The 12,900-nt window shown below is 67.0% G+C and carries 13 protein-coding genes and 1 riboswitch; of the genes, 7 read left to right on the top strand and 6 right to left on the bottom strand.

Annotated features, from left to right (window positions below):
* Positions 1-132 precede the first annotated feature (132 nt).
* Together JHD82_RS14765 and JHD82_RS14760 are read left to right on the top strand one after the other, a co-directional pair.
* The gene (locus tag JHD82_RS14765) at positions 133-537 is read left to right on the top strand and encodes a hypothetical protein (protein WP_199137149.1); all 405 of its coding nucleotides are present in this window, start codon (positions 133-135) and stop codon (positions 535-537) included.
* A gap of 155 nt (positions 538-692) precedes the next feature.
* Entirely contained in the window at positions 693-1,013 is a 321-nt protein-coding gene (locus JHD82_RS14760; RefSeq protein WP_012205554.1) for a heavy metal-binding domain-containing protein, read from the top strand.
* Between the two features lie 49 nt (positions 1,014-1,062).
* Here the strand turns inward: JHD82_RS14760 and JHD82_RS14755 are convergent, their stop codons facing one another.
* Both JHD82_RS14755 and JHD82_RS14750 read right to left on the bottom strand, forming a co-directional pair.
* Positions 1,063-2,013, bottom strand: coding sequence for a helical backbone metal receptor (locus tag JHD82_RS14755; protein ID WP_199137166.1), 951 nt, complete (start codon positions 2,011-2,013; stop codon positions 1,063-1,065).
* A 16-nt stretch (positions 2,014-2,029) separates the two neighbouring features.
* Positions 2,030-3,934: a TonB-dependent receptor domain-containing protein gene (locus tag JHD82_RS14750; RefSeq protein WP_199137147.1), complete on the bottom strand. Its 1,905-nt coding sequence runs from the start codon at positions 3,932-3,934 to the stop codon at positions 2,030-2,032.
* A 69-nt stretch (positions 3,935-4,003) separates the two neighbouring features.
* Positions 4,004-4,231: riboswitch (cobalamin riboswitch) on the bottom strand.
* Positions 4,232-4,326: 95 nt separating this feature from the next.
* On the opposite strand from JHD82_RS14750, the gene JHD82_RS14745 reads away from it, so the two are divergent.
* Both JHD82_RS14745 and JHD82_RS14740 read left to right on the top strand, forming a co-directional pair.
* Positions 4,327-4,716: a hypothetical protein gene (locus tag JHD82_RS14745; RefSeq protein WP_012205557.1), complete on the top strand. Its 390-nt coding sequence runs from the start codon at positions 4,327-4,329 to the stop codon at positions 4,714-4,716.
* A 111-nt stretch (positions 4,717-4,827) separates the two neighbouring features.
* Entirely contained in the window at positions 4,828-5,019 is a 192-nt protein-coding gene (locus tag JHD82_RS14740) for a helix-turn-helix transcriptional regulator (RefSeq protein ID WP_012205558.1), read from the top strand.
* 9 nt (positions 5,020-5,028) lie between these two features.
* On the opposite strand, the gene JHD82_RS14735 is transcribed toward JHD82_RS14740, so the two are convergent.
* On the bottom strand, positions 5,029-5,835 hold the full coding sequence (locus tag JHD82_RS14735) for a sulfite exporter TauE/SafE family protein (RefSeq protein ID WP_043781948.1): 807 nt from the start codon (positions 5,833-5,835) through the stop codon (positions 5,029-5,031).
* A gap of 128 nt (positions 5,836-5,963) precedes the next feature.
* On the opposite strand from JHD82_RS14735, the gene JHD82_RS14730 reads away from it, so the two are divergent.
* Positions 5,964-6,731: a helix-turn-helix domain-containing protein gene (locus JHD82_RS14730; protein WP_199137145.1), complete on the top strand. Its 768-nt coding sequence runs from the start codon at positions 5,964-5,966 to the stop codon at positions 6,729-6,731.
* On the opposite strand, the gene JHD82_RS14725 is transcribed toward JHD82_RS14730, so the two are convergent.
* Entirely contained in the window at positions 6,728-7,939 is a 1,212-nt protein-coding gene (locus JHD82_RS14725) for an MFS transporter (RefSeq protein ID WP_199137143.1), read from the bottom strand. The two genes, JHD82_RS14730 and JHD82_RS14725, sit on opposite strands and share 4 nt — an antisense overlap.
* 76 nt (positions 7,940-8,015) lie before the next feature.
* Here JHD82_RS14725 and JHD82_RS14720 point away from each other — a divergent pair, with 76 nt between their 5' ends.
* Positions 8,016-8,465 (top strand): helix-turn-helix domain-containing protein, encoded by a 450-nt coding sequence (locus JHD82_RS14720; protein WP_063327906.1) that lies wholly within the window; start codon positions 8,016-8,018, stop codon positions 8,463-8,465.
* A 9-nt stretch (positions 8,466-8,474) separates the two neighbouring features.
* Complete coding sequence (locus JHD82_RS14715) at positions 8,475-8,960, top strand: rod shape-determining protein (RefSeq protein ID WP_199137141.1); 486 nt, start codon at positions 8,475-8,477, stop codon at positions 8,958-8,960.
* An 81-nt stretch (positions 8,961-9,041) separates the two neighbouring features.
* Here the strand turns inward: JHD82_RS14715 and JHD82_RS14710 are convergent, their stop codons facing one another.
* Both JHD82_RS14710 and cycA read right to left on the bottom strand, forming a co-directional pair.
* Positions 9,042-11,039 carry a TonB-dependent receptor domain-containing protein gene (locus JHD82_RS14710; RefSeq protein ID WP_199137139.1) on the bottom strand — a complete coding sequence of 666 codons (1,998 nt, stop codon included), beginning with the start codon at positions 11,037-11,039 and terminating at the stop codon, positions 9,042-9,044.
* 347 nt (positions 11,040-11,386) lie between these two features.
* Positions 11,387-12,835 (bottom strand): D-serine/D-alanine/glycine transporter, encoded by a 1,449-nt coding sequence (gene cycA / locus JHD82_RS14705; protein WP_199137137.1) that lies wholly within the window; start codon positions 12,833-12,835, stop codon positions 11,387-11,389.
* Positions 12,836-12,900: the final 65 nt, after the last annotated feature.

Here is a 12,900-nt window from a genome sequence, read left to right as displayed (position 1 = left end):
GATGGCGGGCATCAAGGCAAATTGCGCCGTACTTTGCGACACAATCCGCCTCTTGAATACCTCTGAAGGAGATGGCCTGTGCCAGCGCCCCGCCATTGGATCGAATTCGTTGAGGACTGGCGTTCCGAACCCATGGCCTACTGGGTGCATGCCGAGCAAGAGGTTGGGCTCTGGTGCCGCGCCAGCCGTTACCTGCCCTCGGCACCTGCTCACATTCCCCACAAGGGCTTTGCCGTTCTCTGTGTGGAGTTCGGGGCGCATGTACTGCGTTTTTCCTCTGCGGCTCAGCTCGATGAGTGCATTCGTGTACTTTCCATGAAACCCTTGCCCACATCGCGCCAGTTGTCCAACCTGCGCGTCACGTCGCTGGGGCCAAACGGGCATTGGTTGAGCCGGCTGCCGGTGGCGATCAAATCCGGAAAGGCAAGAGGGCGGGTGGTGATGGGGCTTGAACAGACGCGGGCAGCGATAGTAGGCAAGTCCGCTGGGTGGACGTGCCAGAACTCGGCTGAGCGGACCAATGCCCTGGCGAGCTGACAGCATCATTACAACTGGCACAGACTGCACCGCAGCAGCGGCCAAGTCGCTCCGTGTCTAGGATCAAATCTCCAAACAATCGCTTGACGGTTCACAGCTGGTCCGGCCGAGTGGCGAAAGCTCGGCACTCCCATCACCAACACCCAGGAGCTTCAATGATTATCACCACCACCCCCCAGATCGAAGGCCGCCGAATCACCCGCTACTGCGGCGTGGTCGCGGGCGAGGCAATTTTGGGCGCCAATGTGTTCAAGGACTTGTTTGCCGGGCTGCGCGACATCGTGGGCGGGCGGTCGGCCACCTATGAGCGCGAGTTGCAGCGGGCGCGCGAGATTGCGCTCAAGGAGCTGGAGGAACGCGCCCAGGAATTGGGCGCGAATGCCGTGGTGGGGGTGGACCTGGATTACGAAGTGCTGGGCCAGGGCAACGGCATGTTGATGGTGTCTGCCAGCGGCACGGCCGTGGTGCTGGAGTAGGCAGGGCCATCGGCCAAGCAGACCAAGCAGGTCAATCAGGCAAGGGAAGTCAACGCGGCGCTGCGCCCCGTATCTCCAGGCATCGGGCCAGCGCCCGCGCCGCCTCGCCCAGGCGCGGGCCGGGGCGGGAGACCACGTCCGTTTCGGCCAGGTCCAGCGCGCAGATGCGGCCCGAGCGCACGGCGGGCATGCGGCTCCAGCCGGGGCGGGTGGCAAAGCTGGCCGATGGCGTCTGCGGCGTGTGGATGATGAGTTCCGGCTGCTGGCGCAGCACGTATTCGGGCGTGATGCGGGGGAAGGGACCCAGGTTCTGCGGCAGCACATTGCGCGCGCCCAGGCGCTGCAGCAGCTGGCCTATGAAGGAGTCCGGCCCCGCCGCATAGGGCGTGGCGTCCACCTCGAAATACACCTTCTGCCCGGCGGGCGTGAGCGCTGCCAGCGCCTTGGCCTGCTGGTCCACCTCGGCCTGCATGCGAGCCAGCAGGGCGTTGGCGCGCTGCACCTGCAGCAGCTGGTCGAGCTTGTGCAGTACCTGCTCCAGCTGCGCCATGTCGTTGGCGTCCAGTGCCAGCACGGGAATGCCGAAGCGCTCCAGCTGCGCGATGACGGGTGCGGAATACGCCATCAGCACCACGTCGGGCCTGAGCCGCACGGTGGCCTCGACCAGCGGGGCAAAGGTGTGGCCCAGCTTGGGCAGGGCGGCCACGCGGGCCGGGTGGTTGGAGAATTCGTCCACGCCCACGATGCGCTCGCAGGCGTCCAGCGCGCACAGTGATTCGGTCAGCGAGGGCAGCAGCGAGACGATGCGCTGCGGCACGCGCTCCAGGCGCACCTGCCGCCCGCGCATGTCGGTGACGGTGTAGGCGGTGGTTGCCCCGCCCGTTCCCGCATCCGCCGCCTTTTGCGCAAAGGCGTTGCCCGCGCCGCCTGCGCAGGCCAGGGCGGCGGTCAGCAGCAGGATGCGGGGCAGGCGCGAAAGCAGGCGCAGAAGCAGGTGCAGAAGCAGATGCATGGGGTCAGGGCAGAGGTGTCCAGCGCACGCTGACGAACACGGTGCGGCCTGCGTTGGCATAGCCGCGCGTGGGGGCGTAGTCGCGGTCGGCGATGTTGTTGACACGGGCCAGCAGCGTCCATTGCCTGGTCAGCTGGCGCTGGGCGTAGAGGTTGACCACGCCGTAGCCGCCCAGCTTGAAGGTATTCGCCTCGTCTGCGTAGCGGCCGCTGTACAGCTGCGCTTCGCCGCCCAGCGTCCAGCCGGCAGCCTGGGTGTCGGCATTGAGCTTGAGCATGCGCTTGGAGCGGTAGGGCAGCAGCTTGCCGGTCTCCAGGTTCTCGGGGTTCATGAAGTCCAGCGAAGCGCCCAGGTTGGCGCTGCCCAGGCGCGTGCTGCCCGCCAGCGTCAGGCCGGTGATCTCGACGCTCTGCCAGTTGCGGTAGCAGTTGCAGGGAACGGCGCTGTTCCAGTCGTAGGTGATCAGGTTCTTGAACCTGTTGCGGTAGACCACGGCCGAGAGGCGGTTGGCACCGGCCGCATAGTGCAGGCCGGTTTCCACGTTGGTGCTGCTTTCGGGCTTGAGGTCGGCCGCCGCCTGGCCCGTGAAGCGTTCGTACAGCGTGGGGGTGCGGAAGGCCGTGCCGGCCGATGCCACCCAGCGCCAGCGCTCGTCGATCTGCAGGCCGTAGCCCAGGCCGCCCGTGGTCTTGTTCTGCTGGTCGCGCACCTGGTCGTGGCGCAGGTTGGCGTCGAACTGGTGGCGGCCCTCGGTCAGGCGCCAGCCGGCCGACAGGGAGTTCTGCACGCGCCGGCTGTCGGTGTTCTGCGTCCAGGCGTATTGCGTGTCCAGCTTGTCCTCGCGGCGCTCCAGGTCGATGTTGAAACGGTGCTGGCCCAGCGTGAACAGGTTCTGCAGCAGGTAGTTGGTGGAGCGGCCCTTGGCGCTTTCGGGCGACTGGGTGTGGCGGTCGCTTTGGCTGTCGGTATGGGAGATCTGGACCACGCTTTTGTACATGGCGTTCCAGCCGGCCTGCCAGCGCAGGCTGCCGGTGGTGTTCTTGACCACGTCGTAGTCGTCGAACGGCGGCGGGCTCTGGTCGTAGTGGGCGCGCAGGCGGCTGTGCAGCAGGCTGGCATCGATCTGGTGGATGCCCGTTTTGTAGCCCGCGTTCAGGCCCAGCGAGGTGTTGCTGTAACCATCCTTGTCCGGGTTGGGCGAGAAGGTGTTGCCGGGATAGACGTCGAAGCCGTCGCTGCGCTCGTCAGCCAGGTTCAGCCCGTAGGTGAAGCCGTTGGCACCGCCCTGAAATCCCGTGGCCAGCTTGCTGGTGCCCTGGTTGCCTATGCCGGCCTCGGCATAGGCGCGGGACTGGCCGTCCGCCCGCTTGGTGAAGATCTGGATCACGCCGCCCATGGCGTCTGAGCCATAGATGGCGGCGGCCGGGCCGCGCAGCACCTCGATGCGGTCAATCTGCGCCAGCGGCAGGGTGGACCAGACCGCGCCGCCCTGCAGCTCCTGCGAGCTGTAGCGCACGCCGTCGATGAACACGGCAGTGTGCTGGTTGCTGGTGCCGCGCAGGTAGACCGAGGTGACCTGGCCCGGCCCGCCGTTGCGGTTGATCTGCACGCCCGGCACCTGTACCAGCAGGTCCGCCACGCCCGTGGCGCCGCTGCGGGCAATGGTCTCGGCGTCGATCACGGTCATGTCGGCCGTGACGGTGCGCAGGGGCTGCTCGCTGCGCGAGGCGGTGACGACCACCGTATCGAGCTGGGAGGTCTGTGCGCGCTGCGCCTGTTGTGTCTGTGCTTGGGCCTGGCAGGCCAGCAGCGAGGCCGCAGCCAGGGCGGACAACGTGCGCAGTACGGGGAACGCCGAGGGCGAGCGAAGAGCGGCGCCGGGGGCGCGCGCGAGGGCGAGGGTGTGCATGGATGCGAGCCAGTTGCGCGCCAGCGACCCCGCCGGCACGGAAACCAAAAAGACCGGCTGCGCTGCAAGCGCGGCCGGCCGCCTGTTGGCCGGTATCCAGACTGGTGACGCACTCGCCAAGGCCTTCCCGGGCTGTACGCCCAGTGGCACGGGTTTGGCGGGGGCCGGTGCCATGCACGCGGCGTTTCACTCACTGTTGCGGGGGCAGTACATGCGGGCGGCTTTATCTGGCCGCCCCATGTTTCCCGTTTAACCGCAGCCCCTGGGGCTGCTGGCACCAACGGCGGCGATTGTACGGCGGGGCGTTCAGTACCGATGTAAAGCTTGCTTGACATGCCCGCGGGTGGCATCGCACAATGTCAAGCATCCTTTACACATTGCGAGAGACTTCCATGAATCAAACAACGGTCACCAACCGCCGCTACCAGAAGGAACTTGGATTTGCGCTGCTGCTCTACATGGCGCTGCTTGTGGGGGCGCTTTTGCTCAGCGCCGACATGCAGGCCGGGGCCCTGCGCACAGCGCTGCTGCTCAGCCCCATGCTGGCGTTTGCGCTGGCCGTGCGGGCCATCGTGCGCCTGGTGCGCGATACCGACGAGTTCCTGCGCAAGTCCATGCTGGAGCAACTGGCGATTGCGGCGGCGGGCACGGCCGGCATCACCTTCACCTACGGATTCCTGGAAATGGCAGGTTTTCCCAAGCTCAGCATGTTCATGGTGTGGCCCTTGATGGGTGCGCTCTGGGTGGCTGCCTCGGTGGCCCACTGGCTGCGCAGCCGATGAGCTGTTCCGCCAAAGTGCCCCTCCCATGAAAAATGACCCCCGCGCTCCCCTTGCTGTGCAAGGTCCGCTGCCCCCCGAGGGGGTGCCTTTTCATCTTGGGGCGGCCCTGCGATGAAAAACACCATCCGTGAACTGCGCGCCCAGCGCGGCTGGAGCCAAGCCGCGCTGGCGGACCTGCTGGGCGTGTCACGCCAGACCGTCAATGCGATCGAGACGGGTCGCTACGACCCCAGCCTGCCGCTGGCATTCGCCATTGCCCGGGTGTTCGAGACCCGGATCGAGGCGATCTTCCAGGAGGGTTGAGCGCAGCGCTCAGGCCACGATCATGACCAGCAGCACCAGGCCCAGCAGGGCCAGGTAGGCCTTGGCATGCAGGGCATCGGGAATGCGGCCGATCAGCGGGGCCGCCAGCCTGATGCCGGTCCACGATCCGGCCGTCAGCAGCGCAAAGGCCTGCAGGTCCACATAGCCCACATGCCAGGGGCCCAGCCCCGCGCCCTGCGATGCCAGCATGTAGGCAGCGGTGCCCGCCACGGCCATGGGCAGGGACAGCGGGCTGGCCATGGCCGTGGCGGCCGCCATGCTGGCGCCGCGCCGGCGCATGAGCGGCACGGTCATCACGCTGCCGCCCACGCCCAGGAAGGCCGCGATCGCACCAATGGCCAGGCCCGCCGTGGCCGCCGCCCGCCGGCCCATTGGTTGCATGCCGGCGGCGGTGCCGTGCACGAAGCCCGGGCGCAGCAGCGCGTCGGCGATGGTCAGGGCCAGGTAGGCGATGAAGGCCCAGCGCACCCATTCCCCGCTGATCCAGGTGGCGGCCGCCGCGCCCGCCACGGCACCGGCCGCGATGAAGCCAGCCAGCGGTCGCACCTGATCCCAGGGCAGGGCGCCCGCGCGGTGCTGGCGCAGCGTGGCCATGGAGGCGCCGAAAATCATCACGCAGGTGGAGGTGGCCACGGCAATGTGCATGGCAGCCTGGCCCACGGCGGAGTCCGCGCCGTGGATGGAGGTCAGCAGCGCATAAAGCAGCGGAACGGCCACGAAGCCGCCGCCAAAGCCGAAGAGCACGGTGGTCACGCCGGCAAGCACACCGAAAGCCAGCAGCAGGAGAGGGAACACAGACAGTCCTTTGGAAAAAACGAGCAAGGACTGAACCTTAGGATGCCGCGGTTTGGCCTGCTTTCGCGGATAGGTCAATAATCCTCGAATTCCTGCCAAAGCCTGTTGGCTGTTTTCCGGACATTCCCATGCTCAACATTCCGCTGCATTCCGTGGACGCCGTGGCGCGCGATGTGCTGGCCATCGGCACCGATTACACGCCTGGCACGCTGCTGCCCACGCACAGCCACCGGCGTGCCCAGTTTCTCTACGGGATGAGCGGGCTGATGGAAGTGGAAACCGACGACGGCGCCTGGACCATCCCGCCCTACAGCGGCGTGTGGATTCCGGCCAGCAAGCCGCACAGCGTGCGCATGCAGGGCGTGAGCACGCGCAGCCTGTACATCGAACCGGCTGCTGCGCCCCGCCCGGGTGTGCACTGCGAGGCCCTGGTCGTCACCCCGCTGCTGCACCAGCTGCTGCTGTCCTGCGCCGACCTGCCGGCGCTGTACGACGAAGCGGGCCGCGACGGCGCCCTGGTCACGCTGGTGCTGCACGAACTGGCCTCGGCCCGCAGCCTGCCGCTGTTCGCGCCCATCCCCCGCGACGAAAAGCTGGCCGCCCTGTGCAAGCAGTTCCTGGCCGAGCCCAGCATCCGCGCCACGCCCCAGGACTGGGCGCAGGCGCTGAACAAGAGCCTGCGCACCTTCAGCCGGTTTTTCCAGCAGCACACAGGCATGGCCTTTGGCGCCTGGCGCCAGCAGGCCTGCCTGCTGGCGGCGGTGTCACGTCTGTCTGCGGGCGCCTCGGTCACGCAGGTGGCGCTGGACCTGGGCTATGACAGCCCCAGCGCGTTTTCCACCATGTTCCGCAAGGCGCTGGGCCGGGTGCCTTCGGAGCTGGTGAGCCGGGTCTAGGCGGGAACGCTGGCCTGGGCAGCCGTCTCCCGCGTCATGGCCCAGAACACCAGGGCTGCCAGGCTGAACGCCGCCCCCGCCAAGCAGACCCCGTGCCAGCCAAACCGCGCGTAGGCATTGGTGGCAATCAGCGCCCCCAGCCCGCTGCCCACGGCATAGAACAGCATGTACAGGCCCACCAGCCGGCTGTGCGCCTGCGGGTTGCTGCGAAAGATCAGGCTCTGGTTGGTCACATGCAGGGCCTGGCCGCCCAGGTCCAGCAGCACGATGCCGGCAACCAGCGCCCACAGCGACTGCTCCAGCAGCGCAATCGGCGCCCAGGCCAGCAGCAGGATCACCAGCGCGCCCAGGCTGGTGCGCTGCGCGAAACCCTGGTCGGCCCAGTGCCCGGCACGGGCTGCTGCCAGTGCGCCCACCACGCCGGCCAGGCCAAAGGCGCCGATGGCCGTGAGCGACAGGCTGTAGGGCGGTGCGCTCAGCGGCAGGACCAGGGCGCTCCAGAAGATGTTGAAGGTGGCAAACATCAGCAGGGCCAGCATGCCGCGTGTGCGCAGCATGCGGTCCTGGCGCAGCAACTGGAGCATGGAGGCGAGCAGCTGCGTGTAGCTGGGTGCATGCAAGGGCACCGCCAGCCGGGGCAGTTGCCGCCACAGGGGCCAGGCCAGGGCCAGCATCAGCAGGGCCGAGCAGGCATAGACGCCACGCCAGCCAGCCAGGTCACCCACGGCACCGGCAAACACGCGCGCCAAAAGCAGGCCGATGAAAACCCCGCCCTGGGCCGCGCCCACCACGCGCCCGCGCTCATGTGCCTGGCTGGCGCTGGCCGCATAGGCGATCAGCCCCTGCGTCATGGCCGTGCCCAGCAGGCCCACGGCCAGCATGCCCGCCAGCAGCAGAACGGCCGAACGCGCGGTGCTGACGGCCGCCAGGGCCAGCACCAGGCCCAGCAACTGCAAAAGCATGAGCCGCCGCCGCTCCAGCCGGTCGCCCAGCGGCACCAGCAGCACCAGCGCCAGCGCGCAGCCGGCCTGCGTGGCGGTGACCACGCCGCCCACGGCCGCATGGCTGATGCCGAAGTCGGCCGCCAGCGCCTCCAGCAGCGGCTGGGCGTAATAGACATTGGCCACGCTCAGGCCGCTGGCAGCGGCGAACAGCAGCACCAGGCTGCGCGGCATGCGGACCGTGTCCGGGGCAGGGAAGGCGTTCATGGGTTGAATCCAGTTGCAAAACAAAACTGGTTGGATGCTAGTTGAACCAGTTTTGAAATGCAACCACAATGACGTCATGAAAGAAGACATCCGTCCTGACACACCGCAGCCCTGTCCGGTGGCCCGCTCCTTGGATGTGATCGGCGACCGCTGGTCGCTGCTCATCGTGCGCGATGCCTTCGATGGCATCAGCCGCTTTGGCGATTTCCAGCGCAGCCTGGGTGCGGCCCGCAATATCCTGGCCGACCGGCTGCGCCGGCTGGTGGAGGCCGGCATCCTCGAAACCCGCCCCGCCGCAGAAGGCTCGGCCTACCTGGAATACGTACTCACGGCCCAGGGCCTTGAGCTGTTCCCGGTGATCGTGGCCTTGCGGCAATGGGGCGAAGGCCATCTGTTCGCGCCGGGTGAGGCGCATTCGCTGCTGCTGGATCGCCAGACCGGCCAGCCTGTCGCGCCCATGCTGCCGCGCGACGGGGATGGCCGGGCCTTGCTGCCGGGCCAGACCGTGGTTCAGAAAATCGATTGATGGATATCCATGCTCTCTGCCTTCATATCAGTCATCTACGTACAGATTTCTCCCGAGCGCCTGACGCTGAAGGATCCGAAGACCGGGCAGACCCTCTCGGAGGTTCCCGAGCTGGCCCTGAGTCCGCCGCCCCGGCGCCGGATTCTCGCGGCCGGCCCGCAGGCCAGGCTCGCGGCTGCATCGGAGCCTGCCGAAGTCGTCAATCCCTTCGCCCACCCGCGTTCGCTGATATCGGACTTCATCCTGGCCGAGCAGCTTCTGAAGTACCAGCTCAGGCGCATGCATCGGCGTGCCTGGCTGGCGGCCTCCCCGCACATCGTCATCCATCCGCTGGGCGACCCCGAGGGCGGATTCACCCAGGTGGAACTGAGGGCCTTGCGCGAGCTGGCCAATGCAGCCGGCGCCTCGAAGGTGAATGTCTGGACAGGCCGGCCCTTGACAGACGAGGAATTGCTGACGCGCAAGCCCCCTGCGCAGGGCGGTGTCTGGGAGTGAGGCTTTGCTCCTCGCCATGAAAAAAGCGCCCGTCACAACGGGCGCTTTGTCTGGGTCAGCGCAAGGGCCGGCAACGGGCCATCAGAACCGCGCCGTCATCCCCACGAAGTAGGTACGGCCGCCGTTGTCATAGTTGGCGCCGATGGTGCGGGTTTCCTTGTCGGCCAGGTTGATGATGCCGGCGCGCAGGGTCAGGGTGTCGGTCACGTTGTAGTTCATGGACACGTCAAAGGTCGTATAGGCCTTGGCGAAGGTGGTGGCCGTGCCCGTGGTCACGACTTCCTTGCCCACGTGGCGGGCGCTGAACATGGCGGACCAGCCCTGGCGGATCTGCCACTGCAGCGACGAGTAGATGGACAGCTCGGGCACGGCCAGCAGCGAGGCGCCCGTGCTCAGGTTCTTGGACTCGAACATCTTGGTGATGTTGGTGTTCCAGGTCAGGCCCTTGGCCAGGGGAACGTTCACGAAGCCTTCGAGGCCGCGCGTGCGGGCACGCTGGGCGTTGGCCATGCGGGTCCACCAGAAGCCGTTGTAGAAGCCCAGCGGCTGGTAGTCGATCTTGTTCTTGAAGTTGGTGTGGAAGTAGGTGGCGCCCAGCGCCCAGCCATTGCGGTCCCAGCTGGTGCCCAGCTCGAAGTTGGTGCTGGTCTCGGGCTGCAGGTCGGGGTTGCCGGCCATGTAGCAGCCGCGCGTGCCGTCGGCATTCACGCTGGTGTTGGTCCAGCCCATGCCGGCCAGGCTGCGGCAGCCGTTGCCCCCGGATTGCGTGGCGGCGCTGGCCGAGTTTTCCTTCAGGTTGGGCGCACGGAAGCCGCGCGAGACGCCGCCGCGAACCGTCCACTCCGAGGCCGGGTGGTAGACCAGGTAGGCGCGCGGGCTCCAGTTGTTGCCGTATTTCTGGTGATGGTCCATGCGCAGGCCCAGCGTCAGCGCCAGGTTGTCGCGCAGGAAGATCTGGTCCTCGCCGAACAGCGCCCAGGTGGTGGCGCTCAGGCCCGAGCCCGAGACCGGGCGCCCCGCGTAGTCGATGGGCGCCAGGCCGATGGTGTCGCGGTTGTCCAGCGACTCGCGGCGCCACTGCATGCCCAGCGTCATGGCCTGGTCCAGGCCCCACAGCTTCAACGGCTTGTCGATGCGGCCGTCCAGCGTGGTTTCCTTGGAGTTGTTGCCGATGGTGTCGCCCTTGTCCTCGTACTTGTTGTGCACGAGGTTGAGCTTGGAGGTCAGGTCGCCCCAGCGCCCGTCATGGCTGATGCCGAACTTGGTCTGCTCCAGCTTGCTCAGGCCCCAGGGATAGACCACCTGGTCGCCCGACGCCGTGCGCGCGTCGGAGCCCGTGGCGCGCTGGATGCCTTGCGCGGCCTCGATGCCGATCACCTGGTCGGGCGTGAGCTGCCAGTTGAGCAGGGCGTTGAGGTTTTGCTTGCGCGAGCCGGCCGTGGACTGGTACGTGCCCGGGAAGCCGCCCGTGCTCTCGTCGGCAGCGCGGTCCGTGTAGTTGCCGCCCAGGCGCAGGCCGAACTTGTCGGACAGCGGGCCGCTGATGTTGAAGCCCAGCTGGCGCGTGTCGCCGCGGTCGCTGTCGGAGGGCTTGCTGTAGTTCAGCGTGGTCGAGCCGCTCCAGCGCTTGCCGATCTTGCGCGTGATGATGTTGATCACGCCGCCCATGGCGTCGGAGCCGTACAGCGAGGACATGGGGCCGCGCACCACCTCGATGCGCTCGATCATCTCGGGCGAGATCCAGTCCAGATCCTGCGAGCCCAGGTCGTCGCGGTAGTTGATGCCGGCCGAGCTGCCCTGGCGCTTGCCGTCCACCAGGATCAGCGTGTACTTCTCGGGCAGGCCGCGCAGCTTGATCTTGGACTGGGCGCCCGTGCCGGACAGGCCGCCGGTCACGCCGGGAATGGTGGACAGCAGCTCGCCGATGCTGGTGACGGGCTTGCGCTCGATGTCCTCGCGGGTGATCACGCTGATGCTGGCCGGCGCTTCCTTGATGTCCACGGCCGTGCCCGAGGCGGTCACCACCACGGTGGACAGGGACGTGTCGGCCTTGTTGTCGGCTGACTGGGCATGGGCCATGGCTGTGCATGCCAGGGCGGCGCAAAGAGGAAGCGGGCGGAGCACCGAGATTCTGACCATCTTTGTAAAGTTCCGGTTTGGTTAAAAATCAAGGTGCGAATGATAACGATTTGTATCCACGTCTTTTTGTTGGCGTAAAGACAGTTGTATTTTTGTTTACTCGTTATCTAACTGCTGGACAGGCCAAAGATGCTGTGCACAAGTTTGGTGCGTGGCAAGAGGGGCCGCGGAGGCGCAGAAGGGGAGCGCAGAAGGGGGGGCGCAGAAGGGGACGCAGAGGGAGCGCGGGCGCCAAAGGCACCCTGCAATGGCCGCCCCCATGCGCAGGGGGGGCGGCCGGAAGAGGGTCAGCGCGGTTCGGCTGCCGTGCCCGCAAGGGCGGTGGAGCGCTCCGCCGACTGGCGCGATGCCTGGCGGCGCACGAACTGGTAGGCGATGGCCAGCAGGGCAAACCAGGCCGGCGTCACCACCAGCGCCTGGCGCGTGTCGGCCTGCAGGGTCAGCAGGCCCAGGATGGAGGCAAAGAACACCAGGCAGGCCCAGCACATGGCCACGCCGCCGGGCATCTTGTAGCGCGAAGCCTCATGCAGGGCCGCGCGCTGGCGCCGGTAGGCCATGTATGACAGCAGGATCAGCGACCACACGAACATGAACAGAATGGCCGATACCGTGGTCACCAGCGTGAAGGCTTCCACCAGATCGGGCACCACCCACATCAGAAACGCGCCGGCCAGCAGGCAGGTGCAGGAAAACAGCAGCCCGCGCGAAGGCACGCTGCTGCGCGACAGCCGGTGGAAGGTCTTGGGCGCATCGCCCTTGAGCGCCAGGCCGTAGAGCATGCGGCTGGTGGAGAACACGCCGCTGTTGGCCGACGAGGCGGCCGAGGTCAGCACCACGAAATTGATCACGCCTGCGGCGGCCGGCAGGCCCGCCAGCACGAACAGCTCCACGAACGGGCTCTTGCCGGGCACCACGTCGCGCCAGGGGGTGACGGCCATGATGGCGATCAGGGCCAGCACATAGAACACGATGATGCGCACGGGAATCGAATTGATGGCGCGCGGCAGCGTGCGCTCGGGGTCCTTGGCCTCGGCCGCGGTGGTGCCCACCAGCTCGATGCCCACGAAGGCGAACACCGCGATCTGGAAGCCCGCGAAGAAGCCCATCATCCCGTTGGGGAACATGCCGCCGTCATTCCAGAGGTTGGACAGGCTGGCCGCACGCCCCGCAGGCGAGACGAAGGCGGCACCCACCATGTACAGCCCCGTGCCCACAAGGGCCACGATGGCCACGATCTTGATCATGGCGAACCAGAACTCGATCTCGCCGAACAGCTTCACCGTCAGCAGGTTCAGGCCCAGCAGCAGGCCCACGCAGGCGATGGCCGGTGCCCACTGCGGCAGGTCCGGAAACCAGAACTGGGAGTAGGCCGATATGGCAATCACATCGGCAATGCCCGTGACGATCCAGCAGAACCAGTACGTCCAGCCCGTGAAGAAGCCGGCCCAGGGGCCGAGCAGGTCGGACGAGAAGTCGATGAAGGAGCGGTACTGCAGGTTGGACAGCAGCAGCTCGCCCATGGCCCGCATCACGAAGAACAGCATCACGCCGATGATGGTGTAGACAAAGATGATGGACGGGCCGGCCAGGCTGATGGTCTTGCCCGAGCCCATGAACAGGCCCGTGCCGATGGCCCCGCCGATGGCGATGAGCTGGATATGGCGGTTGGTGAGATTGCGCTGCAGGTCGTCTTGACCGTGCAGGCCCTGGCCGGCTGGCGGGGCCTTGTGTGTCATCAGAGAACTCCGGGAAAGACTGGCAAAGCGATGGCAGAAAGGGGGAATCCGCCTGCCGCGGCCGT

The organism is Delftia sp. ASV31, from assembly GCF_016428765.1.
Taxonomy (GTDB): Bacteria; Pseudomonadota; Gammaproteobacteria; order Burkholderiales; family Burkholderiaceae_C; genus Comamonas; species Comamonas acidovorans.
The sequence above is the reverse complement of the archived record's forward strand: the minus strand, read 5'-3'. Positions and strand labels throughout refer to the sequence as shown.